Below are 24,750 nucleotides of genomic sequence, written 5' to 3'. Positions count from 1 at the left end.
GCGTTCCTCAACGGGGGCACAACGTCGCCCCTCGCTCGGGTGTTCCGGACGTCTGGACGGTGACCCGTGGCCGGGATGTGTGGTAGCCATCAGCCATGAGCCCCTCCACCGTGCCGCGGGGCGATCCGGCCGCCCCGCTGGTGCTCGTCGTGGACGACGACGAGGCGATCCGCACCGTGGTCCGCTGGCAGCTCGACGACGCCGGCTTCCGGGTGCTCGAGGCCGACGACGGCAGCACCGCGCTGCGGCACATCCGCGACGACCACCCGGCCCTGGTCGTCCTCGACCTCTCGCTCCCGCGCCTGGGTGGGCTCGACGTGATCCGGTCGGTGCGGGCGGGCACGTCGGGCCGGTCCGACACCCCGATCATCGTGCTGTCCGGACGCAGCGGCGAGTCGGACCGGATCGTCGGGCTCGACCTCGGCGCCGACGACTACCTGGTCAAGCCGTTCTCCCCCGGCGAGCTGGCCGCCCGGGTCCGGTCGGTGCTGCGGCGCAGCTCGCCCGAGCTCTCCGGAGAGGACGTCGCCGTCGGCGCGCTGCGGATCGAGACGGCCTGCCGCCGGGTGCTGCGCGACGACACCGAGGTCGAGCTGACCCCGAAGGAGTACGACCTGCTGGTCTTCCTGGCCACCCACCCGCGCCAGGTCTTCAGCAGGGCCGAGCTCGTCGACAAGGTGTGGAACGCGTCGTCGGAGTGGCTCGGCGAGGCGACCGTCACCGAGCACGTGCACCGGCTCCGCCTCAAGCTCGAGGCCGACCCGTCGCATCCCTCGCTGCTGCGCACCGTGCGTGGCGTCGGCTACCAGCTGGTGGACGACGGATGACCGCGCACGTGGAGCACGAGGCGGCGCTGTCGGCCGCCGACGTGCAGGAGATGCTCGACCGGCAGACCCGGGTGCTGGAGCTGATCGCCCGCTCCGCGCCGCTGCCGGAGGTGCTCACCGAGATCCTGGTGTCGCTGGAGCAGCTGATGCCGGGTGCCCGGTGCTCGGTGCTGCTGCTGGACCGGGAGCGCGGCACGCTGCACCACGGCTCCGCGCCGAGCCTGCCCGCGACCTACGTCGCCGCGATCGACGGGATGTCGATCGGCGACGGCGCCGGCTCCTGCGGGACGGCGGCCGCGACCAACGCGGCGGTCGTCGCGGCCGACGTACGCACCGACCCACGGTGGGTCGACTTCCTCGACGCCGCCGACGGCGCCGGGCTCCGCGCCTGCTGGTCCACCCCGATCGACGGGCCCGACGGGCTGCCCGTCGGCACCTTCGCCGTCTATCACCCGCAGCCGCACCGGCCGACCCCCCGCGAGCAGCTGCTGGTCGACCGGTTCACCCACCTCACCTCAGTCGCGATCGACCAGGCGGCCGCCGAGCTGGACCGTCGGGCCCGCCTGGAGGCCGAGACCGCGCGGCGTACCGCCGAGGAGCACTCGCGCGCCAAGTCGGAGCTGCTCGCGGCCGTCGGCCACGAGGCGCGCACACCGATCCAGGCGATCGTCGGCTTCGCCGAGCTGCTCGGGACCATGGACCTCGACGACACCCGCCGCCGCGAGGCCCTCCTGCACATCGACGCCGCCGCCGGTCATGTCATGGACCTGCTGACCGACGTCCTCGACCTGAGCCGGATCGAGGCCAACGCCCTCCCGCTCCACCCCGAGGCGGTGCGCCTCAGCGAGGTGGTCCTCGAGGTCTTCGGCCTGCTGTCGGGTCGCGCCGACCAGCGACGCGTCGAGCTCACCCACGACCTCGTCGACGACCAGGTGTACGCCGACCGCCGGCGCCTCCGCCAGGTGCTGCTCAACCTGGTCGGCAACGCGATCCGGCACGGCCAGCCGGACGGCCAGGTCTCGGTCGAGGTCGCGGCCGATCCCCCCTCGTCGATGCTCACGGTCACGGTCACCGACGACGGGCCCGGCATCCCGCCCGACCTGCTCCCCCGGCTCTTCACCCCCTTCGCCCTGGCCGACACCGGCTCGCCCGACGCCGGCTCCGCGGCACCCGACGGCGGCGGCGAGGAGAGCATCGGCCTCGGCCTGGCCCTGGCCCACGGCCTGGCCGGGGCGATGGGCGGCGAGCTGTCGGTCGGGAGCTCGTCCGCTGCGGGCACCACCATGCGGTTGCGTCTCGCCCAGGTGCCCGGGCCGGCTGCTCCGCCGGATCCGCCCGCTGGTGGGAGGCCGTAGTCTCGGCCCTGTGGTTGAGCCGGACCTATGGGGTGACCGAGCCCGGCTGAGGCCCGGGCAGCTGGTGTTCGACCTCACCCTGGCCGTGCTCTTCACCCTGGTGGCGCTGGTGTCGACCATCGCCCAGCACGACGGGCTGGTCCTGGTCGCCACGGTGACGATGGGGATCGCCCTCGCGGTCCGTCGAGTCGCCTGGCCCCTCATGGTGCTCCTGGCAGCGGCGGCCGGGCTGCTCCAGGTGGTCGCCGGCCAGCTGGCGCTGCCGGCTGATGCGGGCTATGCGCTGGTGTTCTTCGTGCTCGGGGCACACGCCGACGCGCGGGTTCGCCGCCTCGGGGTGGCGGGAGCGCTGGGCTCGGCGGTGGTGCTCGCCGTCGCCGTCCGCACCGGCGCCGTCGGAGACACTGCGGCCAGCGGAGCGACCGCCTACGCGGTCGTCGCCGCCGCGGCGCTGGCGCTGCTGGTGTCCGGCGGGGGCTGGACGGCGGGCTACGTGCGCTGGCAGGGCCGATCGCGGATCACGGCCCAGGTGCAGGCCGGCCTGGAGGCGGAGCGGGCCCGCCTCGCCGCCGACATGCACGACCTGGTCGCGCACACCTGGGCCGTGGTGGCCGCCCAGGCGGACGGTGCGCGCTACGCCCTCGGCGGTCCGCAGGGTGGGCAACGAGCAGCGGAGGCCCTCGAGGTCATCGCCGACACCGCGCGCGGCTCCATCTCGGACCTGCGCGACCTGCTGGCCGAGCTGCGCTACCAGCAGCCGGCCACCCCGCTGGGCCGCGCCACGCGCGACGCCCTGGTCGCCCGGCTACGCGCCTCCGGCATGGACCTGCGCGTGGCCGAGTGGGGGGCACCGCCCGCGTCAGGAGCGCTGGCCGTGGCCGCCCACCGGCTGCTCTCGGAGTCGCTCACCAACGCGCTCAAGCACGGCGACCTGGCTCACCCCGTCGAGGTCGAGGAGGACTGGCGGGCGGGCTACCGTCTCGTCGTGCGCAACCGGCTACACCGCTCCTCTGCAGCGGGCACCGGGCACGGGGTGGCCGGGATGCGGGAGCGGGTCCGGCTGGTCGGTGGACGGTTCCAGGCAGGGGCGGAGGGCGACACGTGGACGCTGCACGCCGTGCTGCCGGAGCCGGCGCCGTGACGGTCCGGGTGGCGCTGGTCGACGACCAGGTGATGTTCCGCGCCGGCATCGCGATGGTCCTCGAGAGTCAGCACGACCTCGAGGTGGTGGGCCAGGCCGACGACGGCGACCAGGTCCCCGCGCTGGTGGCCGAGGTGCGTCCCGACGTCGTGGTCATGGACGTCCGGATGGCCCGCGTCGACGGCGTGACCGCGACCCGTCGGCTGCGGGACTCGCTCGGCGAGGATGCCCCCAAGGTGCTGGTGCTCACCACGTTCGACCTCGACGAGGCGGCCGTCGAGGCCATCGAGGCCGGCGCCAGCGGGTTCGTGCTCAAGGATGCCCGCCCCGAGCTCCTGCTGGCCGCCGTCCGCGCCGTCGCCGACGGGAACCAGGTGGTGGCCGCCGGCGCCACCCGCACGCTGCTGGAACGGTTCCGCACGCCGCGTCGCAAGCCCGGTCGCGAGTACGACGACCTGACTCCCCGCGAGCGCGAGATCCTGCTCCGCGCCGCCGGCGGCCTCTCCAACGCCGAGATCGCCGGCATCGAGCACCTCTCGGAGCTGACCGTGAAGACGCATGTCTCGCGGATCCTGGGCAAGCTCGGGCTCCGCGACCGGGTGCAGCTGGTCGTCTACGCCTACGAGCACGGCCTTCTGTAGCCGAGCTACCTCTTCCGGAGTACGCACAAACCCACCCGCGCAGGATGTGTGCGGGCAGGCGCGCTCCTAGCGTCGTCGGCATGGGTTCTTCTCGAGAGGCCGTGGTGGCCTTCCGCTCGGTCAGCAAGGTCTACGGCACCGGTGAGGGCGCGGTGCGTGCGCTGGACGAGGTGACCGTGGTGGTGCCGCGCGGCGGCTTCACCGCGGTGATGGGGCCGTCCGGATCCGGCAAGTCGACGTTCATGAACGTCGCCGCCGGCCTGGACGACGTCACCTCCGGGGAGGTGCTGGTGGCCGGAGAGCCGATGCACCTGAGGGACGACCGCGCTCGGACGATCCTGCGCCGTGAGCAGGTGGGCTTCGTCTTCCAGTCCTTCAACCTGGTCCCGACCCTGGATGTGCGTGAGAACGTGCTGCTCCCGTTCGAGCTTGCGGGCCGCCGCCTCACCGGCGAGGAGCGCGGGTGGGTCGACCACCTGCTCGAGGTGCTCGGGCTGAGCGGCCGGATGAGCCACCGTCCCGGCGAGCTGTCGGGTGGCCAGCAGCAGCGGGTCGCGATCGCGCGTGCGCTGGCCCCGCGCCCAGCCGTCGTGCTCGCCGACGAGCCGACCGGCAACCTCGACACCCGCAGCTCGCGCGAGGTGCTCGGACTGCTGCGCACCGCGGCGCGGGAGTACGGCCAGACCATCGTGATGGTCAGCCACGACCCGGTCGCGGCGTCGTACGCCGACCGGCTGCTCGTCCTGGCCGACGGCCGGCTGGTCGGCGACCATGCGGGGATGTCGCCGCCACAGATCGCCGAGCTGCTCATCGGCCTCGAGGAGGGAGCGGCGTGAACAGCTCCCTGGTCCTCGGCTCCCGGCGCGAGGTCGGCACCGTCGGGCTGGTCGCCGGGATGTGCGGCTTCTACGCCAGCGCGCTGCTGCTCGGCGCGAACCTGTTGTCGGCGGGCGCCGAGGGCGGCACGATCGGCGTGATCCTCAGCGCCGTCGCCGTGGTCTTCATCATCGTGGCGGTCTACGTCTCCGCGGTCGTCATCGCCAACGCCGTCGACACCGTCGTGGCCGGGCGGCTCCGCCAGATCGCCGTGCTCCGGCTGCTCGGCGCCGACGCTCGCACGCTACGCACGTCGGTCGTCCGTGGCGCCACCCTCGTGGCGACGGTCGGCGCGCTCGTGGGCTCGGCGGCCGGCACCGTGGTCGGGGACCTGACCCGCACGGTGCTGGTGGCGCGCGGCAGCCTGCACCGTGGCGACTACGCGTGGTTCCCGGTGCTCGCCGTCCCTGCCGGGGTCGTCGTGATCGTGGCCGCAGCGGCCGCCTCCTGGGTCGGCTCCCGCGCCGTGCTGCGGGCGACGCCCGCCCAGGCGCTCCTCGGCGCCTCGGTCCCTCCGGTCGAGTCGTACCGGGCCGGCCTGCGGCGGCGGCTTGCGACGCTCGGGCTGATCGGTCTCGGCGGGCTGGTCCTGGCGACCGCGGCGGCGCTCGGCGAGCAGGGCGGGCCGGCCGGCTTCCTGTTGGCGGCGCTCGGCGCGGTCTCCTCCGGCACCGGCCTCCTGGTCGGTGCCCGGATGATCGTGCCCACGCTGGTGGCGCTCACCTCCCGGCTGCTCGGCGCCGACCCACCGAGCGTGGTGGCCGCCCGCAACGCCGTGCGCGAGCCCGCACGGACCACCCGGTCGACGATGGGGCTGGTGATCGGAGTGACCCTGGTGACGACCTTCGCGGCCGGCTTCGCGGCGCTGCGGACGGCGGCGCGCTCATGGGACCTGACGGCGACACAGGCCGCGCAGACCGACGAGATCCTGCGCAACGTCTCGGTGATCATGGTCTGCGTCGTGGTGGTCTCCTCCGCCATCGCGGCGGTCGGCTTCGTGAGCACCATGTCGTTGTCGGTGATCCAGCGCACCCGCGAGATCGGGCTGCTCCGCGCGCTCGGCTTCACCGCCCGTCAGGTGCGCACGATGATCACCAAGGAGTCGGTGGCACTGTCGGCCACGGCGGTCACCTTCGGCATGGCCCTCGGGCTCGCGTACGGCGCTCTCGGCGCCCAGTCGCTGGTCGGCTTCCAGACCGACGGGTTCGTCTGGGGCATCCCCGGCGCCGTCCTGCTGGGGATCGCGGTGTGCGGCTTCCTGCTCGTCCTGGCAGCCTCCCGGGTGCCCTCGTCGCGCGCCGTGGCGGTCTCGCCGGTCGAGGCCCTCCGCGCGGCCGGATGACGGCCGCCGCGGGTCAGCCGCCGCGGGTGGTGAGCCGAGGGAGGACCGCCCCCACGCGACCGGCGTACTCGTCGTAAGCCGGGCCGAAGGCGCGCCGCAGGTCACGCTCCTCGAACCGGAGACCGAACGCGATGTAGCCGGAGACACCCACCGCGTAGAGCAGGTGCGAGCCGCCCATGTGCGGGGTCGCCCAGACGGTGACGAGGAGCCCGGTCATCAGCGGGTGCCGCATCAGGGCGTGCAGGCCACCCGTCTGCAGTCCTCCCGCTCGCGCGGTGGTCGTGCCTGCGAGCCACCCGGCCTGACGCAGCCCCACGAGCTCGAGGTGGTCGACCGCGAACGTCGCTCCGATGGACCACGCCCAGCCCACGGCGTAGAGCACCCACAGCACGACCGCGAACGCGCCGTCGACGCGCCACACCTCGCCACCGAACGGCTGCCAGCAGAGCAGCAGCAGGAGGAGGACGACGTCCGTGGCGAGCACGTAGACCGCCCGCTCGAACGGAGCCGGCATCCAGGGCCGCAGCCTGGCCTTGAACCCGTGGCGGGCCATCACCGTGTGCTGGACGCCGAAGAGCAGCAACAGTCCGACATCCGTGACGACGGCGGCCGGGGTCCCCAGCCGCTGGGGGCCGTCGACGGTGCGCGGCACGACCACGTCGGCCAGGAACGCCATCGTCCACACGGTCACGAGGTTGAAGCCCGCCCAGCCGAGCGCGGACACGAGCAGTACCGGGAGTCGTCGCACCGCACGAGACTGGGCGATCGAGCCCTCGGCGCGCAGCCGTGGAACTACCGCAGTCGGCTTGGCGTCACGGTGCGTGCTGCGCGACGTACCACGCGGCCAGCTGGGTGCGCGACCGGAAACCGAGACGCTGCCGGATCCGCTCCACGTGGGACTCGGCCGAGCGCTCACTGATGTGCAGGCGCTCAGCCACCTCTCGGTTGGTGAGCCCCTGGGCGACCAGCGCCGCGACCTCGGCCTGCCGAAGGGTCAGCCCGATCGGTGCGGCGGCCCGCAGCGGGCGCAGCTGGAGGAAGCGACGGATCTGGTCGGCAACGGCCCGGGAGTCGCCCATCGCCGGGAGGTGGGAGCGGCCGGCCAGCTCCACGTAGCGGGCGCCGGGGATCCGTTCGGCGAGGAGTCTGCCCTGCGCCTGAGGCGCCGCCCGGTCCTTCTCCCGGTGCAGCACCAGGGTGGGTGCCGTGACGCGGGGCAGGGACGTGGAGACATCGATGCTGTAGGCCAGCTCGAGCAGCGCGACCGCGGTGTCGGCCGACGACGCGGCTCGTTGGTACTGCGCCTGCACCCGGCGCGTGCCCGGGTCGGCATCGGGCGCGAACAGCTCGGTGAGCACGTCGGAGCCGAGGCCCCAGTGGCTGGCGAGCAACCCGAGCACGTGGGTGCGGCTCGCCTCGTCACCGATCGCCGACCCGGTGGCCCACCCGCCGTACAGCACCAGCCGCGCGACGCTCCCGGGGTGGTCCGCCGCCCACCGCGCGGCCACCGGTGCGCCGAGCGACCAACCGAACAGGTCGAAGCGATCCAGGGCCAGTGCGTCGACCACGGCGGCCAGCGTGGCCAGCTCGTGCTCGATGCTTCGCGGCCCGGCATAGGGGTCGGAGAGGCCGCAGCCGGGCCGGTCGTAGCGGACCAGGGTCCGTCCCGACGAGAGCGACTCGTGGAAGAGGCGTTGTGCGGGGATCGACCAGTCCAGCTCGAGGTGGCTCAACCATCCGGGTGCCACCACCAGCGCAGGGCCGCTGCCCGTCACGGCGTACGCCACTCGCGTCCCGTCGGCCATCGGCGCCTCTCCCAGGCGCTGCTCCCGCGCTACCACCGGGCCAGTTAACCGCCCGCGCGGAAAGTGGGGTAGTTCTCCGGCTGCCTCGCCGATCTCGCGCCGGCAGCATGGGCGCCATGTCCGACACCGACGTCACCTCGACCACCCTCTCCGGCCCGGCACGCGCCACGAGCGACCCGGGAGCCGGACCGACCACGATCTGGCACGGCCGCCCGGACCTCGCCCTGGCCAACGCGCTGAGTGCCGGCTGCGCCGTCGGCCATCTCGGCATCGAGTTCCTCGAGCTCGGTGACGACCACCTGACCGCTCGGATGCCGGTGGACGACCGCACCCGGCAGCCCCTCGGACTCCTGCACGGTGGCGCATCGGTCCTTCTCGCCGAGACGCTCGTCAGCTTCGCGGCGACCTTCGTGGTCGGCACCGACCGGAGGTGCGTCGGGATGGAGATCAACGCCAACCACCTGCGACCGGTCACGACCGGTTGGGTCCTCGGCACCGCGCGTCCCCTCTCGCTGGGGCGTCGTTCCCAGGTCTGGGAGACACGCGTCTGTGACGACGACGGCAGGCTGGTGTGCGTGTCGCGCTGCACGGTCGCCGTGCTCGACGCGGCCGGCTGAGCATCGGCCTCGAGGTTCGCCTCGCGCTGCTGCCTGCGCCGCCCGCTGAGGGCGACACCGGCCGACGGGCGGGAAGGTGGTCCTCGGTGGCTCCCACGCCGAGGACGAAGCACTCCTAGACTCGACCACGTGCATCTCGACGAGTACCTCAGCTCCGACGCCACCGCCCTCGCCGCACTGGTGGCTGACAAGCAGGTCACCGCTGCGGAGCTGTTGTCGCTCGCGCGGCAGCGCACCGATCAGGTCAACCCGACGATCAACGCGGTTGTCAGGATGCTGGACCAGGTCGCCGACGCCCGGGCCGCCGAGCAGCTGACGGGCCCCTTCGCCGGCGTACCGTTCCTCGTCAAGGACCTCGCTCAGGAGTACGCCGGCTTCCCCACCAGCAACGGCTCACGCGCGCTGGCGAACGACGTCGCCGAGGAGCACGCGGTGGTCACCCAGCGCTTCCTCGACGCCGGACTGGTCGTGTTCGGCAAGACCAACACCCCCGAGTTCGGCGCGAAGGGCATCACCGAGGACGACTTCCTCGGGCGGGCTCGCAACCCCTGGAACCCGGCCCACACCCCGGGCGGGTCGTCCGGCGGCTCCGGTGCCGCCGTGGCGGCGGGGATCGTCCCCGCGGCGGGCGCCAACGACGGCGGCGGGTCGGTCCGCATCCCGCGGCCTGCAACGGTCTGGTCGGCCTCAAGCTCAGCCGCGGCCTCACGCCGTATGGCCCCCAGGGCAGCGAGATGATGTTCGGGATGGTCACCCAGGGAGTGGTCTCCCGCACTGTCCGGGACAGCGCCGCACTCCTCGACGCGATCGTCGGCGCGCCGGCTCGCTACGCGGCGTACGTCGCCGGGGCGCCCGACCCGTTCCTCCCTCGGCTGGACCAGCGCCCTGCCCGCCTGCGGATCGGGTTCACGGTCGCCTCGGCCATCAACCCCAGCCCGGACCCGGAGGCGGTCGCCGCGGTGGAGAGCGCGGCCACCGTGCTGACCGAGCTCGGCCACGAGGTCGAGCCCGTCGAGCCGCCCCACGACGACGAGGCGCTCGCGCGTGACTTCCTGACCATCTGGTTCGCCCAGCTCCACGGTCAGATCCGCTCGATCAAGGCGCGCCTCGGCTCATCCGACAGCGCCTTCGCCGCGGACTCCCTCGCCGTCGCCGAGATCGGACGAGCCGCGGGCGTCGGCGCTCTCTTCGCCTCGCTGGACAACGTCAACACGCACATCCGCGCTCTCGATGACTTCCACCAGCGCTACGACCTGTTGCTCACTCCGACCCTCGCCAAACCCCCGCTGGAGGTGGGTTCGGTCGACACCCCGGCGATGCTGCAGCGCGCCTCTCGGGTCATCGCCAAGGTTCGCGCCGGCAAGCTCCTCAACGCGACCGGCATCCTCGACCAGCTGATCACCGACAACCTCGGCTGGGTGCCCTACACCCAGCTGGCCAACATCACCGGCCGACCCGCGATCTCCGTCCCGCTCCACTGGACCGCCGCCGGGCTCCCGCTGGGCGTCCAGTTCGTCGGCCCCCTCGCCTCCGACGGCCTCCTGCTCCGCCTTGCCGCCGAGCTCGAGCAGGCACGGCCCTGGTTCCACCGCTACGCCGAGCTGCACCCCTCGCTGAGCACCTAGACCTCGGCCTCGTCCGCGACCGGTGGCCGCCGCGGCGGCACTGGGAGAACGTCGTCTTCGCCCGTGGAGAGCTCCTGGCGGGTGCGCGGATCGCGGCAGAGTCGGGCGAGCGTAGCCGCCCCCAAAGCGGCTAACCTGAGCGCTACGGAGCCGGGCAATCCGTGGGTCTGTGGCGCCCAAGACCTCAGCCGCCCCGTTGGCAAGCGAGCCGAGCGGCGCACGTCTAGACGATCCCACAGACCCAGCCAGGCACCTGCGCAACGGCAGAGCTGCGCACGCCTGGCAGCAGAGCCGGATGGATCAGTCGGCTCCCGGAGACTCTGGAGTCGAACCACCAAATCTCGGCAACAAGCCGGTCGCGTCGCCCCCCGTTGGGAGGCCAACGAGCCTCACGACGCCGACTGCCAAGAGCCGAAACACCTCCCACGAGCTATCAACCTCGTGCACAGCGGCGTGTTCAAATCGCAGCGTTCCGGGGCCAACCCGTTCGGGTTCTTGAAGGGCCCCTGCGAGCACGCCTCCGACGTATCCGAATGGAAGACCCACCCGGGCGCCCCCGAACTTGCCGGGGGCAGGACTACCCACATCGACCGTGGTCGCAACATGCACAGCGAGGTACGGGTACTCGTGTGGCTCGAAAGTCGCGCCGAGGACCCCGTACTCACCCATGCCGCCGAAGCCCGCTCGGTACCCCCATCCCGCAGCGCGCCTGATCGCAGAGGCCGGCGCGGTACCTCGCCAACGCCAGTACCCGGTCACCTGGCCCACTGACGACACAACTGACACCGGAGGTAACTCGTCCACCCACGCGACAGCCTCACCGGCTGGACGGCTGAACTCGAGCTGCACTGGGCCATCGTGACAGCGTGACCGCGCCCGCAGCCGCTCATCGGCGAAGTTGGGCATGGAGCCAGGCCCGATCCGGGCGGCCGACCGTTGGGGGTCGGGCTCGCATGGCCTACCGACTGGCCGTGGGCGCGGAACCCGCCAGCCAGCGGTGCGGCGGACCTCGGTTCGGCCCCGGACCGCGTCGAAGGCACCCCTCAGTCGCCCACGGCCGCCCAGCCCGTGACGCCGACGATCCGGCAGACGAGGATCCGATGGAAGGGGCGGTCGACGTACTGCGGGACGGCCCGAGCCAGCCGGAAGGCGAGGTCGTCGAGCAGGGCCGGCCCAGGGTCGGCGACGTGGGACAGCTCAGCCCGCACCCACCACAGCCGCGACCAGTCCTCGAGCTCCCAGTGCTCGACCAGCAGGGAGGCGCGAGGGTCGGCCTCCAGGTTGGCCTCGCGCTGCAGGCGCGCGGACGACTTGGGCTTCACGGTGTCGATCGGGACGCCGACGTGGCCGTCGCTGACGGCGTAGACGACCGGCTGCGGGTCGGGCCCACGACGCGGGTGGAGGGTGCACAGCACCCCGTGCACCTGCCCGGCGAGCCGGGCCCGGGCGTCGTCCTCGTCCAGTCGCACCCTGCCAGCGTGACCCATCGCGCCGACCCTGACCATCACGTGGTCCTCAACGCGACCACGAGCACCTTGACCCGTACGACGACCGGCCGTCAGGTTGTGGGCATGAACCTCGCCAGCTGGGTCGAGCGCAACGGACGCCGGCTCCGGGACCGGCCTGCCCTCGCCGAGGGCACCCGCGTGCACGCCACCTGGGCCGAGCTCGCCGCGCGGGTGGCGGCGGCGGCCGGCGGGATGCGCGACGAGCTCGGGCTCGCGCCCGGCGACCGGGTCGCGATCGTGATGCGCAACCGGCCGGAGTACCTCGAGGCACAGTTCGCCGCCTGGCACGCCGGCCTGGTCGCCGTCCCGGTCAACGCGCGGCTGCACCGCGAGGAGATCGCCTACGTCCTCGGCCACAGCGGCACCCAGGTCGTCGTCACCGACGAGGAGCACGCCTCCGACGTCGAGGCGCTGGTCGGCAGCGTCGCGTCGCTGCGCACGGTCGTGGTCGCCCCCGGCCCGTCGTGGGACGCCCTCATCGGAGCCGACCCGATCAGCCTCGTCGACCGGGGTCCGGACGACGCGGCCTGGCTGTTCTACACCAGCGGCACCACCGGCCAGCCCAAGGGCGCCACGCTGACCATGGGCAACCTGCTGATGGCCTCGCTGAGCTACTACGCCGACATCGGCGCGATCGCCGACCACGACAGCGTGCTGCACGCCGCGCCGCTCTCCCACGGAGCCGGGCTCTACGGCCTCCCCCATGTCGCGAAGGGCGCGGTCAGCGTGATCCCCGCGTCGGGCGGGCTCGACGGGCCCGAGCTGCTGGAGCTGCTCGAGCGCTGGCCCGGCATGTCGTTCTTCGCCGCGCCGCTGATGGTACGACGGCTGGCCGGCGACCCCGCCCTCCGCGACGCCGACCTGACGGCCCTCAAGACGATCATCTACGGCGGCGCCCCGATGTACCTCGCCGACCTCGAGGACGCGCTGGAGACCTTCGGCCCGCGACTCGCCCAGATCTATGGCCAGGGCGAGACACCGATGACGATCACCGGGCTGTCCAAGGCCGACCACGGCGACCGCGACCACCCCCGCTGGCGGGAGCGGATGCAGAGCGTCGGCTTCCCCCGCACCGACGTGGAGGTGCGGGTCTTCGACGACGACGACCAGCCGCTGCCCGCCGGTCAGGAGGGCGAGGTCGTGGTCCGCGGCCGGGTCGTGATGGCGGGCTACTGGAACCAGCCCGAGGCGACCGCCGAGACCCTCCGGGGCGGCTGGCTGCACACCGGTGACATCGGCAGCTTCGACGACGACGGCTTCCTCACCCTCCACGACCGGTCCAAGGACCTGATCATCAGCGGGGGGATGAACATCTACCCCCGCGAGGTCGAGGAGGCACTCCTCACCCACCCGCAGGTGGAGGCGGTCGCGGTCGTCGGGCGTCCCGACCCGGAGTGGGGCGAGTCGGTGGTCGCCTTCGTGGTCGCCGGCGATCCGGCGCCGACCGAGGCGGAGCTCGACCAGACCTGCCTGGACCGGATCGCCCGCTTCAAGCGGCCCAAGGACTACCACTTCGTCGACGCGCTGCCGGTCAACAACTACGGCAAGGTGCTCAAGCGCGAGCTGCGCGAACGGCTCCGTTGAGCGGGATCCGGCTCCGTTGAGCGGCGTTGAGGAAACCATGAGCAGCCGAAGCCTTGTGAGCCTCCGCGGCCGCTGGTGAGGATCGTCACACGGGTCCGGACCGGGGTCCACCCCACGAACCCCGGCCGGCCTGGCGCCCGATCCCGAGGAGATGTCCGCCCATGAAGCTCGCGCTCTATCTGCCCACCTACCGCAACCACGTCACGGTCCAGGAGCTCGAGGATCTCACCGACCTCGCGGAGGAGCTCGACTTCGACTCGGTGTGGACCCTCGATCGGCTCGTCACACCGGAGGCCTCCGACCGCGGTGAGCTGCAGTACTCCTTCGGCATGATGAAGGAGTTCCCCACCCAGCTGCCGGTGGAGGCCCGGGGCAAGTGGTTCCAGGGCTGGCCGATCCTGCCGTGGCTGGCCGCCCGCACCGAGAAGCTGCGGATCGGGATGAGCATCACCAACACGCCGTTCCGAGGGCCCGCCCTCTTCGCCGCCGAGTGCGCGACCATCGACCAGCTCTCCGGTGGCCGCCTCAACGTCGGCATCGGCTCCGGCTGGATGCCGGAGGAGTTCGCCGCGGCCAGCGTCCCGGAGCGCTTCGCCCGCCGGCACTCCCACGTCCGCGAGACGATCGAGATCTGCAAGGGCGTGTGGACCAACGAGCTCTTCGAGTACCACGGTGAGCACGCCGACTTCGAGCCCTGCGGCTTCGGCCACAAGCCGGTCCAGGACCCGCACCCGCCGATCTACTTCAGCGGGCTGCGCGATCCCAAGCGCTCGGCCAACCGCGTCGCGAAGTACGGCCTGCACGGCTGGATCGGCATCCAGGACACCCCGCGCGAGCTCACCGAGTGGCGGACGGCGATCGCCCGCGAGCTCGAGGAGCTCGGCAAGTCGATCGACGACCTCGACATGTGCAGCATGATCTGGTTCACGATCACCGACGAGGACGTCGACCAGACCGACAACGGCAAGGTGTCCAACATCCTGGTCGGCAGCGAGCGGCAGATCACCGACATGCTCAAGCGCTACCAGGAGGCGGGCCTCACGATGCCGCTGCTGTGGCCGCCGTTCGCCGACGTACCGGTGTCGAAGACCCTCGACGACATGAAGCGGCTGAAGAACGACATCATGCCCAAGGTCGAGGCCTCCTGAGCCACGAGTACGCCGACCGGTCAGGCCGAGACGTGCGCCGGGGCCAGCGCCTCGAGCACGTGCTCGGCCTCGGCCGTGGCCGCTTCGGCATCCACGTCGGGCGAGCCGATCCGGGGCATGAAGTTGAGGTCGACGAAGACCTCGGTGACACCCTGGGCGCGCAGCATCGCGAAGTCCTCCAGCACCTGCTCACGGGTGCCGTGCAGCGGGCGGCGGTCGGGACCCGGGTCCGCGTCGGCCAGGTCGACCAGCGAGCGGACCACGAACCGCAGGGCGTCGGGGTCGCGGCCCGCCTCCCGGGCACCCTCGCGCACCAGCTCGATGGGCTCGGAGATCCGGCTCAGGTTCTGACGACTGCTGCTGATCCACCCCTGCGCGAGCCGGCCGGCGCGACGCAGCGCGGCCGGCGCGGCACCGCCGAGGAGCAGTGGCGGATGCGGACGCTGGACCGGCTTGAGGCCGGTGCGCGAGCGGGGCACGGTGTAGAACTCGCCGGCGTACTCGACCGGGTCCTCGCCCCACAACGCCTGCAGGCACTGGAGATAGTCCTCCATCCGCGCTCCGCGGCGGGCGAAGGGAACCCCGGCGGCGGCGTACTCCTCCGGCATCCAGCCGATGCCCACCCCGACGGTGAGCCGGCCGCCGGCAAGATGGTCGAGCGTGGTCGTCTGCTTCGCCAGCCAGGCCGGCGCGACGAACGGCGCGCAGATCGTGGCGGTGCCCAGACCGATCCGCTCCGTGTGCCCGGCGACGTAGGCGAGCGGCAGCAACGCGTCGTGGACGGCCTGGTAGGCCGGCGAGTCGGCCGGCCGGTTCGCCGGGTTGCCGACCGCGTCGCGAGCCGCGGCACTTCCGGTCTCCGGCACCAGCAGCCGCTGGAAGCTCCACAGCGACGCATAGCCGAGCGCTTCGGCCCGGCGAGCGACGCGAAGCATGGTGGCCGGGGTGGCCCAGCTGCCCGACACCGGCAGGCCGAACCCGATCAGCGGCAGGTCCTCGCTCATCCTTCGATCCTGCCACTCGACGCCAGCGTCCGACCTCCCCACAGACAGGGCATCATCGACTCATGACTTCTGACCTCACCATCGGCTACAAGGCCTCGGCGGAGCAGTTCGGCCCGCGGGAGCTGGTCGAGCTCGGAGTCCGGGCCGAGCAGGTCGGCCTGGAGAGCGTGATGGTCAGCGACCATCTCCAGCCCTGGCGGCACGAGGGCGGCCACGCGCCCAACGCACTGGCGTGCCTCGCGGCGATCGGCGAGCGGACCGAGCGGGTGGTGCTCGGCACCAGCGTGCTGACCCCGACCTTCCGCTACAACCCGGCGGTGCTGGCCCAGCAGTTCGCCACCCTCGCCCTGCTCGCGCCCGGCCGGGTGATCCTCGGCGTCGGCAGCGGCGAGGCGCTCAACGAGATCTCCGTGGGGTTGGCCGAGTGGCCCGACTTCAAGGAGCGCTACGCCCGGCTGCGCGAGTCGCTGCGACTGCTGCGTGCACTCTGGTCGGGCGAGCGAGTCACCTTCGAGGGGGACTACTACCGCACCGTCGACGCCACGATCTACGACCGCCCCGAGGCCGGCGTACCGATCTATGTCGCGGCCGGCGGCCCCCAGATGGCGAAGTACGCCGGTCGCGTCGGCGACGGGTTCATCTGCACCAGCGGCAAGGGCATGGACCTCTACACCGAGGCGTTGCTGCCCGCGGTGGCCGAAGGGCTGGCCGCGCGGGACCGCGCACCGGCCCACTTCGGCCGGATGATCGAGATCAAGCTGTCCTATGCCCCCACCCGCGAGGAGGCGCTCGAGAACTGCCGCTTCTGGGCGCCACTGTCGTTGAGCGCGGAGCAGAAGCATGCGCTGGACGACCCGATGGCGATGGCCGCGGCGGCAGACGCGCTCCCCATCGAGCAGGTCGCCTCCCGCTGGATCGTCGAGACCACCCCCGAGGGTGTCGTCGACGCGGTCCGCCCCTACGTCGACGCCGGCTTCGACCACCTGGTCTTCCACGCCCCCGGCCACGACCAGGAGGCCTTCCTGTCGTCCTTCGGCGCCGAGGTGCTGCCGCTGCTGCGTGGCCTGGTGGGCTGACCCTCCCCCACCACTCGGACAGACAATCGGCTCCCACGGGTCGAACGTCTCGCGTGGCGCCCGCCGGCGATGCCCCCATTGTCTGTCCGACCGGCTGCTCCCGGGGATCTGGGCAACCTTGCCCTCGGATGCGGCTCGGCACGATGGACTGGCCGAGGTCAGGGCCTCGAGGTCCGGGCGTCATGCGTTGCCCACCCCGCGCCCCGGGACGTCATACGCTCCGACCTGCCTGGCGACCACCTCGTATGACGTCACTCAGCACCGGCCACGTCGCGGCGCTTGTCGGGCGGCGCCGGCCTGGCCCGCGCACTTCGCCCGGTGAAGCGCCGCCTACGCCTCCGTCCGTACGACGTCCGCAACGGCCCCGAGGATCGCGTCGGAGACCTGGCCGAGCGTGACGTCCGGCAGGGCGTCGGCCACGCAGCCGACCGTCTCGGGCCGCAGCTCGAGGCCCAGGGCGGCGTACCCGTCGACGAGCGCCGCGCGGGCCCGGTCGGCGCCGTGGACCATCACCACCGCGCTGAAGAGGAAGCCGCGGCCGGTGAGCCGCTGGCCGGTGCCGACCAGCTTGGTGAGGCCGGCGTGGTTGACGCTGAACTCGCCCTCGCAGTACTCCCCCGGCACCCGACCCACCCGGGCGTCGACGCCCAGCGACCGCAGCGCCGCGGCCAGCGCCTCGCCCATGAGAGAGAACCGCTCTCGCAGGTGCCGCGTCGGCTCGGGATGCGGCGCAAGCAGCTGCAGCACCAGCGAGCCCTCGTCATAGACGGCCAGCCGGCCGCCGACCGGGCGCAGCACCGGCGGGTAGCCGTGCGCGGCCACCGCCGTCGACGCCGCCTCGAAGCCCGGCAGCAGCGTGTCACGACGGCTGAACGCCGCGGTCGGCCGCGCCGCCGCCAGCGCCAGCACCGCTCCCTCACCGGCCACCAGCCCGGAGACCCGCGCCCGCGCGCCCTCGAGGTCGTCGACGAGCACCCGCGCCTCGACCGGGTCCAGCACCCGCACGGGTCCGTCGCCGAAGGGGCCGCTCACCCGGGCGAGCCTAGCCCGCGACGACCGATCTCAGGAGCGCAGCCGGATGCTGCGCCCGGCCTCCGGCGGTGGCTCCACCAACAGCCGGTCGAGCTCGGCGCGCACGGGGTCGGGGAAGGGCGTGACCCGGTCGGTGGCGGTGGAGACGTGCAGCCCGAGGATCTCCTCGGTGGCGCGCAGGGTGCCGCCGACCCAGAGCTCGTGCCAGATCCACACCCCCTTGCTCGACACCCCGACGACCTGCGAGCGGGTCTCGATCTCGTCACCGTCGGAGACCTCGTCGAGATAGCGCACGTGGGCCTCGGTCGTGAAGACCGACGTCTGCTGCGCGGTCCGGTGGTCGGCGTCCATGCCGATGGCGTCGAGCACCGCATCGGTGGCATAGCCGAGGACCAGCACGTAGTAGGCCTCGGACATGTGGCCGTTGTAGTCGACCCACTCGGGCAGGCAGCGGACGTGGGTGACGACCGTCATGCCCGACCGAGGGCCCTCAGGATCGCGATCACGCCCGCGTCCCGCTCGCGGTTGAGCTCGTCGATGGTGCGGCCGGCGGCCTCGTCCTCGCAGCCGGCGATCATCGCGTCGCGCAGGTCGTCGGTCAGCTCCGGCGAGATCAGCCGGGTCCACGGCGACTCCAGCGCGGGGCCGAAGTGGTGGAGCATGTGCGCCATCCCGCCCTGACCGCCGGCCAGGTGGAAGGTGAGGCACGGCCCGTGGATCGGCCAGCGCAGCCCGGGGCCGTCGGTGATCGAGAGGTCGATCTGCTCGACCGTGGCCTCGTTGGCCGCGACCATGTGCAGCGCCTCGCGCCACAGCGCCTCCTGCAGCCGGTTGGCGATGAACCCGGGGACCTCGCGGTCCATCGTGATCACCGACTTGCCGGCGGCGGTGAAGAACGCCGAGGTCCACTCGACGACCTCCTGGGTGGTCTTCTCGCCGCCGACCACCTCGACCAGCGGGATGAGGTACGGCGGGTTGAAGGGGTGGCCGACGATGGTGCGCTCGGGCGTCGCGCAGTCGACCTGCATGTCGGACATCAGGTAGCCCGACGTCGAGGACGAGATCACGATGTCGGGCGCGGCCACGGCGTCGATGTCGGCGAGCAGCCTGCGCTTGAGCTCGAGCGTCTCGGGCGCACTCTCCTGGATGACGTCGACGCCGTCGACCGCGGCCGCCAGGTCGGGCTCGAACCGGAGCCGGTCCTGGCTGGCGCCGTCGGCGAGCCCGAGCTCGGTGAGCGCCGGCCAGGCCTGCGCCACCAGGTGCCGCAGCCGGTCCTCGGCGCCCTCGCTCGGGTCCCAGGCGACCACGTTGTAGCCGCGGCCGAGGAAGTGCGCGGCCCAGCCGCCGCCGATGACGCCGGTGCCGACGCAGGCGACGGTGCGGACGGCGTCGGGCGCCGGCCGCCCGCTCACGAACGGCTCCGCAGGCGCAGGATCTCGCGGGCGTCGTCGGGGGTGGCGACGCTGGCGCCCATCGCCTCGACGATGGTGCGGGCCCGCTCGACCAGCTGGGCGTTGGTGGCCTTGACGCCGCGGGAGAGGTAGAGGTTGTCCTCCAGGCCCACCCGCACGTGGCCGCCGAGCAGCACCGACTGGGCGACCCACGGCATCTGCATCCGGCCGAGTGCGAACGACGTCCACACCGAGCCGGCGGGGAGCCGGTTGACCATCGCCATCAGCAGCGCGGGGTCGGCCGGGGCGCCGTAGGGGATGTCCATGCAGAGCTGGAACATCGCCGGCGCGTCGATCAGCCCCTCCTCGACGAGCTGCTGGGCGAACCACAGATGACCGGTGTCGAAGATCTCCATCTCCACGCGCACCCCGAGCTCCTGGATGCGCTTCGCGCCGTCGCGCAGGATGTCGGGCGTGCTGACATAGACCAGACTGCCCTCCCCGAAGTTGAGGCTGCCGCAGTCGAGCGTGCAGATGTCGGGCTGCACCTCGGCGACGTGCACCAGCCGCTCCACGCCGTTGACCAGGTCGGTGCCCTCGACGAAGCGCGTCGGCTCCTGCGGGTCGAGCATCAGGTCGCCGCCCATGCCGGCGGTCGTGTTGATGACGACGTCGACGCCGCTGTCGCGGACCCGCTCGACGACCTCGCGATAGAGCGCGACCTCGCGCGACCCCTTGCCCGTCTCAGGATCGCGCACATGGACGTGCACGATGGCGGCCCCCGCTCGCGCGGCCGAGATCCCGGCCTCGGCGATCTGCTCGGGCGTCACGGGCACGTGCTCGGACCTGCCGACGGTGTCGCCTGCTCCGGTCAGAGCACAGGTGATGATGACGTTGCGGTTCACGGGGTGTCCTCCTTCGGTGTCGAGATCGGGGTCGGGGCGACGGGGTCGCCGAGGGTGTCGAGGATCGCGTGCAGGCCGAGATAGCTGAGGTCGCGCGCCTGCCGGTCGACCACGACGTCGTCATAGGGCCAGGCGGAGGTCTTCACCACCACCGCGCCGGTCCGCCGGTCGGCGCAGGCGAACTGGCCGCGGCTGCCGTCGGCGGTCACCCGCCGACCGGCGTCGTCCATCGGCCACCAGTGGAGGCCGAAGCCGGCGTGCGTGGTGATCGTGCTGGGCAGCCGGCCCACCCCCGTGAACGGGTACGCCGGCCGCGCGGCCGCGTCGGCCCAGTCGGCGCCGACCAGCCGCTCCCCCGACGCGGCGACCCCGTCGACGGCGAGCAGCGCCACCCGCGCCCAGTCGCCGGTGGTCGCCGCCAGGCCGCCGCCGGCCATCGCGACACCATGACCGTCGACCGCGACGACGGCGTCGCGGGTGCAGCCGAGGTCGCGCCACAGCCGCGCCGCGTCGTCGACGTAGCCGCGGCCGGTGGCCCGCTCCCGCACCCAGTCGAGCACCTGCGAGTCGGCGGTGTTGTAGGCGAAGCGGGTGCCGGGCGGCACGTCGGGCCGCACCTCGCGCAGCAGCGCCCGCGAGTCGCCGCCCTCGGCGAAGCAGGCGAGCAGCCGCGAGGCGAGGCTGGCGGGGTCGCGGTGGTCCTCGACCCAGGCGACACCGGTGGTCATCGTCAGCACGTCGAGCACGGTGGTGCCGTCGTAGCCGCTGCCGGCGAGCTCGGGGACATGGGCCGTCACCGGGTCGGAGACCGCCAGCGCGCCGTCGTGGACCGCCCGCCCGACGAGGTGCGCCAGCACCGACTTGGTCATCGAGGCACCGAGGAACAGCGTGTCGGGCCCCAGCCCGTCGGCGTACCACTCGTGGACGACGGTCCCGTGGTCGAGCACCAGCAGCGAGGTCGCCCAGGTCTCCGCGAGCCACTCCCCGAGCCCGCGGCGGCGGCCCGCGCCGAGGACCTCCACGGCGAGCCCACGCTCGGCGCGCGGCAGCGCGGCGGCGTCCGGGCGAGCGCCGAGGACGGCGTGGGTCCAGCCGGGGACGTGCTGGGGATCGGTGAAGGTGAGCCCGGCGAGCCGGGAGCCCGCGTTCGTGGTGGGCACCGGCGTCAGTCGATCCTCGGGCTCTTGGAGAGCAGGTTGCGGGTGTAGTCCTCCTGCGGCGTCTCCATGACCGTCACCACCGAGCCGGCCTCGACCACCCGGCCCGCCTGCAGGATCTCCACCCGGGCGGCGATCGAGCGGACCAGGGCGAGGTTGTGGGTCACGAAGAGCATGCTGATGCCACGCTCCTTGCGGAGCCCCTCGAGCAGGGCGACGATCGACCCCTGCACGGAGACGTCGAGGGCCGAGGTGATCTCGTCGCAGATCAGCACGTCGGGCTCGGCGGCCAGCGCCCGGGCGATCGCGACCCGCTGCCGCTCACCGCCGGAGAGCCGGTTGGCCTGGTACTTCAGCATCCGCGGGCCGAGGGCGACCTGGTCGAGCAGCTCGACGACCCGGTCGGTGGCCTCCTTGCCGGACGCCAGGCCGAACAGCTCCATCGGCCGCTTCACGATCTGCTCGATCGTGAGCCGCGGGTTCAGCGAGAGGTAGGGGTTCTGGAAGATGTACTGCAGCCGCTTGCGGTGCACCGCGCTGCGCTGACGGGCGCTGTGGGCCAGCGGCTCGCCCTCGAAGGTGATGGCGCCGGTCCAGTCCTTGTGGAGGCCGCCGATCGAGCGCGAGATGGTGGTCTTGCCGCTGCCGGACTCGCCGACCAGCGCGACCACCTCGGCCTTCGCGAGGTCGAAGGTCACGTTGTGGACGACGTGCTTGCGCCCGTAGAAGACGTCGAGCCCGTCGACGGAGAGGATGACCTCGCGCGCCTTGTCGGGGTCGGAGTCGGGCACCGTGCCGCGGGAGATGTCCCAGTGACCGATCTCCTCGGCGCGGATGCAGCGTACGTCGTGGGCCGGGGCGATCTGGTGCAGCTCGGGCACGGCCTGCGCGCAGGCGTCGACGGCGAACGAGCAGCGGTCGTGGAAGCGGCAGCCGCTCGGCCGGGCGCCGGGCGCGGGCGTGCGGCCGGGGATGCCGGTCAGCGCCCGGGCCTGGCTCAGGTGCGGGATCGAGTCGAGCAGGGCGCGGGTGTAGGGGTGGGCCGGCTCGCGGAACATCTGCTCCTTCGGACCGAGCTCGACGATCTGGCCGGCGTACATCACGGCGACCCGGTCGGCGATGTTGGCGACCACGGCCAGGTCGTGGGTGACGTAGAGCGCGCTGACCCCGTGGGTGCGACACAGCTGGGCCATCGTGTCGAGCACCATCGCCTGGGTGGTCACATCGAGGCCGGTCGTGGGCTCGTCGAGCACCAGCACCTTGGGCTTCGGCAGGAACGCCATCGCCAGCGCGACGCGCTGCACCTGACCACCGGAGAGCTGGTGGGCATAGCGGCTGAGGAACTCGTCGTCGTTGGGCAGGCCGACCTCGGCCAGGCCGTCGCGGGCGCCCTGCAGGCGCGAGGCGTCGGTGCCGATGCCGCGCAGCGCGAGCAGCTCGACGATCTGCTTGCCGATCCGGATGCTCGGGTTGAGGGCGGAGGCCGGGTCCTGCGGGACGTAGGCGATCTCCTCGCCGCGGATCTGGCGGACCTGCTGCCACGGCAGGTGCAGCACGTCGCGATCCTCGAGGAGCACCTTGCCCGAGGAGATGTGCGCGCCGGCGCGGGAGTAGTTGAGCAGCGACGTGCCGACGGTGGTCTTGCCCGAGCCGGACTCGCCCACCAGGCCGACGACCTCGCCCGGCTTCAGCACCAGGTCGATGTCGTTGACGATGTCGATGTCCTTGCCGGTGATCATCACCCCGAGGTCCTCGACGACGAGGCCGCCGACCTTGCCCTGCGTCGGCTCCTGCTCCATCGTGGCCATCAGCCCTCACCTCGCTGCGCCACCTGGGCGATGCCGTCGGCCATCAGGTTGGTGCCGATCGCGAAGATCGCGATCACCAGCACGGGGCCAGCACCGCCCACGGCTGGGTCGAGAGCGCGAGCCGGTTCTCCTGGATCATCTGGCCCCAGTTGGCCGCGCCCGGGTCGGTCGAGAAGCCCAGGAAGCCCAGGGCGCCGACCAGGCCGATGGAGTAGGTCAGCCGCAGACCGCCCTCCGCCAGCAGCGGGGCGCTCATGTTGGGCAGCACCTCGGCGAGCATCACCCGGGTGCGCTTCTCGCCGAGCGCCTCGGCGGCGATCACGAAGTCCCGGGTCACGATGCCGAGCGCCACGCCGCGCGCCAGGCGGGCCACGCGGGGGGCGTGGGAGATGCCCACGAGCAGCACCAGGATCCACGCCGTCGGCTGCTCGACGGCGGTCAGCACGACCAGCGCCAGCAGGATCTGCGGGAAGGAGAGGACCACGTCGTTGCCGCGCATGATGATCTCGTCCCACCAGCCGCCGGCATAGGCCGCCACGACGCCGACCAGGATGCCGAGGACCATGCCGACGAGCGTGCCGAACACCGCGATCAGCAGGATCGAGGTGCCGCCGTACATCAGCCGGCTGAGGACGTCCTGGCCGAGATAGTCGGTGCCGAGGACGCCGTCCTTGCTGAACGGCGGCCCGGCGACCTCGGTCTCGCCGAAGGGGGCCAGGTGGGGACCGATCACCACGAACAGCACCAGCAGCACGGTGATCGTCAGGCCGACGACGAAGCGCTTCTGGCCCATCGCCTTGCGGAACGTCGACGGCTCGGCGGGCGCGATGTCGGGGGGCGGGGCCGCTTCTTCTGCACTCATGACGAGATCGCCGTCCTCGCGCGGGGGGTGAGCAGGATGGACAGCACGTCGGCGATGAGGTTCACCACGACGTAGACGCCGGCGATGATCATGCTCAGCGCCTGCACCATCGGGACGTCGTGGTTGCGCACCGAGTCGACGAGCTGCAGACCGACGCCGGGATAGGAGAAGAGCGTCTCCACCACGACCACGCCGCCGGCGAGCCACGCGAGCTGGAGCGCGATCACCTGGATGCCGGGGACGATCGCGTTGAGCAGCGCGTGCTTGCGCATCACGACCCGCTCGGGGATGCCCTTGAGCCGCGCCAGCTCGACATAGTCGCTGTCGATGACCTCGAGCAGCGAGGCGCGCACGATCCGGGAGACGTACGGCGCCACCGCGAGCACCAGGGTCAGCGTGGGCAGCACCATCGACTTCCAGTTGTCCCACGGGTGCCCGGTGGGTGAGCTGATCGTGACGGCCGGGAAGATCTTGAACACCGTGGTCGCGAACAGCGCGATCAGCAGCACGCCGATCACGAACTCGGGCAGGCCGGCCATCGCCAGCAGCACGGTCTGGATGGCGGTGTCGGGACGACGGCGGCGGTAGTGCACCGAGATCATCGCGATGGCGAACGCCAGCGGGATCATCACGATCGCCGACAGCAGCACCAGCATCGCGGTGTTGGCGACGTTGCTGGCGATCAGCTCGCTGACCGGCTTCTGGCTGGCCAGCGAGGTGCCGAGGTCGCCCTTGAACAGGCCGCCCAGCCACGAGAAGTAGCGCGAGACCAGCGACTGGTCGGCGTTGAGCAGCTCCTCGAGCTGCTTCACCCGGCCCGGGTTGGAGTTGTAGTCGCGGCCCAGGATCGCCCGGATCGGGTCACCCAGGGCGGCGGTGGCCAGGAAGGTCAGGATCGAGACCAACCAGAGGGTCAGCACGGCCAGCCCGAGCCGGCGCACGAGCCACACCACCCACGCCGACGCGCCGGACCGGCGCTTCGGCGGGGCCACCTCCTCCAGCGGGTCCGTCAGGACGGTCGCGGCGTCGGTCATCGGCCGCGC

22 protein-coding genes and 1 pseudogene are annotated in these 24,750 nt (G+C 72.5%); 11 read left to right on the top strand and 12 right to left on the bottom strand.

Translation table 11 applies throughout. The features are described from left to right. Positions 1–95 precede the first annotated feature (95 nt). From R2740_RS03160 to R2740_RS03135, 6 genes are all read left to right on the top strand, one after another. Positions 96–827, top strand: a complete 732-nt coding sequence (locus R2740_RS03160; RefSeq protein WP_371301242.1) for a response regulator — start codon at positions 96–98, stop codon at positions 825–827. After that, on the top strand, positions 824–2,182 hold the full coding sequence (locus R2740_RS03155) for an ATP-binding protein (RefSeq protein WP_371301241.1): 1,359 nt from the start codon (positions 824–826) through the stop codon (positions 2,180–2,182). Before R2740_RS03160 ends, R2740_RS03155 begins: the two co-directional genes overlap by 4 nt. Positions 2,183–2,192: 10 nt before the next feature. Further along, positions 2,193–3,323 (top strand): sensor histidine kinase, encoded by a 1,131-nt coding sequence (locus R2740_RS03150; protein WP_371301240.1) that lies wholly within the window; start codon positions 2,193–2,195, stop codon positions 3,321–3,323. After that, on the top strand, positions 3,320–3,964 hold the full coding sequence (locus R2740_RS03145) for a response regulator (RefSeq protein ID WP_371301239.1): 645 nt from the start codon (positions 3,320–3,322) through the stop codon (positions 3,962–3,964). Before R2740_RS03150 ends, R2740_RS03145 begins: the two co-directional genes overlap by 4 nt. A gap of 80 nt (positions 3,965–4,044) precedes the next feature. Beyond that, a complete protein-coding gene (locus tag R2740_RS03140) occupies positions 4,045–4,800 on the top strand; it encodes an ABC transporter ATP-binding protein (RefSeq protein WP_371301238.1) in 756 nt (251 codons plus the stop codon). Next, the gene (locus R2740_RS03135; protein WP_371301237.1) at positions 4,797–6,182 is read left to right on the top strand and encodes an FtsX-like permease family protein; all 1,386 of its coding nucleotides are present in this window, start codon (positions 4,797–4,799) and stop codon (positions 6,180–6,182) included. Before R2740_RS03140 ends, R2740_RS03135 begins: the two co-directional genes overlap by 4 nt. A 13-nt stretch (positions 6,183–6,195) precedes the next feature. Here the strand turns inward: R2740_RS03135 and R2740_RS03130 are convergent, their stop codons facing one another. Continuing rightward, entirely contained in the window at positions 6,196–6,930 is a 735-nt protein-coding gene (locus R2740_RS03130) for an isoprenylcysteine carboxylmethyltransferase family protein (RefSeq protein ID WP_371301236.1), read from the bottom strand. 64 nt (positions 6,931–6,994) lie between these two features. Continuing rightward, a complete protein-coding gene (locus tag R2740_RS03125) occupies positions 6,995–7,987 on the bottom strand; it encodes an alpha/beta fold hydrolase (RefSeq protein ID WP_371301235.1) in 993 nt (330 codons plus the stop codon). Between the two features lie 116 nt (positions 7,988–8,103). Between R2740_RS03125 and R2740_RS03120 the strand changes: the two genes are divergently transcribed. Next, positions 8,104–8,604, top strand: a complete 501-nt coding sequence (locus R2740_RS03120) for a hotdog fold thioesterase (RefSeq protein WP_371301234.1) — start codon at positions 8,104–8,106, stop codon at positions 8,602–8,604. A 129-nt stretch (positions 8,605–8,733) separates the two neighbouring features. Then, a pseudogene (locus R2740_RS03115) lies at positions 8,734–10,229 on the top strand (amidase). Positions 10,230–11,272: 1,043 nt separating this feature from the next. On the opposite strand, the gene R2740_RS03110 reads toward R2740_RS03115, so the two are convergent. Continuing rightward, on the bottom strand, positions 11,273–11,698 hold the full coding sequence (locus R2740_RS03110; RefSeq protein WP_371301233.1) for a pyridoxamine 5'-phosphate oxidase family protein: 426 nt from the start codon (positions 11,696–11,698) through the stop codon (positions 11,273–11,275). A 102-nt stretch (positions 11,699–11,800) separates the two neighbouring features. Here R2740_RS03110 and R2740_RS03105 point away from each other — a divergent pair, with 102 nt between their 5' ends. Next, positions 11,801–13,321, top strand: coding sequence for an AMP-binding protein (locus tag R2740_RS03105; RefSeq protein ID WP_371301232.1), 1,521 nt, complete (start codon positions 11,801–11,803; stop codon positions 13,319–13,321). A 161-nt stretch (positions 13,322–13,482) separates the two neighbouring features. Further along, the gene (locus R2740_RS03100; RefSeq protein WP_371301231.1) at positions 13,483–14,469 is read left to right on the top strand and encodes an LLM class flavin-dependent oxidoreductase; all 987 of its coding nucleotides are present in this window, start codon (positions 13,483–13,485) and stop codon (positions 14,467–14,469) included. Positions 14,470–14,489: 20 nt separating this feature from the next. On the opposite strand, the gene R2740_RS03095 is transcribed toward R2740_RS03100, so the two are convergent. After that, positions 14,490–15,473 carry a TIGR03619 family F420-dependent LLM class oxidoreductase gene (locus tag R2740_RS03095; RefSeq protein WP_371301230.1) on the bottom strand — a complete coding sequence of 328 codons (984 nt, stop codon included), beginning with the start codon at positions 15,471–15,473 and terminating at the stop codon, positions 14,490–14,492. 62 nt (positions 15,474–15,535) lie between these two features. Here R2740_RS03095 and fgd point away from each other — a divergent pair, with 62 nt between their 5' ends. Next, entirely contained in the window at positions 15,536–16,549 is a 1,014-nt protein-coding gene (gene fgd / locus R2740_RS03090; RefSeq protein ID WP_371301229.1) for a glucose-6-phosphate dehydrogenase (coenzyme-F420), read from the top strand. 330 nt (positions 16,550–16,879) lie between these two features. Here the strand turns inward: fgd and R2740_RS03085 are convergent, their stop codons facing one another. The 8 genes from R2740_RS03085 to R2740_RS03050 form a co-directional block, all read right to left on the bottom strand. After that, positions 16,880–17,581 (bottom strand): biotin/lipoate A/B protein ligase family protein, encoded by a 702-nt coding sequence (locus R2740_RS03085; protein ID WP_371301228.1) that lies wholly within the window; start codon positions 17,579–17,581, stop codon positions 16,880–16,882. A gap of 30 nt (positions 17,582–17,611) precedes the next feature. After that, positions 17,612–18,055 (bottom strand): thioesterase family protein, encoded by a 444-nt coding sequence (locus tag R2740_RS03080; RefSeq protein ID WP_371301227.1) that lies wholly within the window; start codon positions 18,053–18,055, stop codon positions 17,612–17,614. Continuing rightward, complete coding sequence (locus R2740_RS03075) at positions 18,052–18,996, bottom strand: 3-hydroxyacyl-CoA dehydrogenase NAD-binding domain-containing protein (protein ID WP_371301226.1); 945 nt, start codon at positions 18,994–18,996, stop codon at positions 18,052–18,054. Before R2740_RS03075 ends, R2740_RS03080 begins: the two co-directional genes overlap by 4 nt. Then, on the bottom strand, positions 18,993–19,880 hold the full coding sequence (locus R2740_RS03070) for a 3-keto-5-aminohexanoate cleavage protein (RefSeq protein ID WP_371301225.1): 888 nt from the start codon (positions 19,878–19,880) through the stop codon (positions 18,993–18,995). The genes R2740_RS03075 and R2740_RS03070 overlap by 4 nt, the downstream gene beginning before the upstream one ends. Beyond that, a complete protein-coding gene (locus R2740_RS03065) occupies positions 19,877–21,040 on the bottom strand; it encodes a serine hydrolase domain-containing protein (RefSeq protein ID WP_371301224.1) in 1,164 nt (387 codons plus the stop codon). The genes R2740_RS03070 and R2740_RS03065 overlap by 4 nt, the downstream gene beginning before the upstream one ends. A gap of 5 nt (positions 21,041–21,045) precedes the next feature. Then, positions 21,046–22,845, bottom strand: a complete 1,800-nt coding sequence (locus R2740_RS03060) for an ABC transporter ATP-binding protein (RefSeq protein WP_371301223.1) — start codon at positions 22,843–22,845, stop codon at positions 21,046–21,048. 73 nt (positions 22,846–22,918) lie between these two features. Continuing rightward, positions 22,919–23,707, bottom strand: coding sequence for an ABC transporter permease (locus R2740_RS03055; protein ID WP_371301222.1), 789 nt, complete (start codon positions 23,705–23,707; stop codon positions 22,919–22,921). Continuing rightward, entirely contained in the window at positions 23,704–24,741 is a 1,038-nt protein-coding gene (locus tag R2740_RS03050; RefSeq protein ID WP_371301221.1) for an ABC transporter permease, read from the bottom strand. The genes R2740_RS03055 and R2740_RS03050 overlap by 4 nt, the downstream gene beginning before the upstream one ends. Between the last annotated feature and the right edge of the window lie 9 nt (positions 24,742–24,750).

It is taken from the genome of Nocardioides sp. (assembly GCF_041393715.1).
Lineage (GTDB): Bacteria > Actinomycetota > Actinomycetes > Propionibacteriales > Nocardioidaceae > Nocardioides.
Note: the sequence above shows the minus strand (reverse complement) of the source record. Positions and strands in the feature narration are given on the sequence as shown.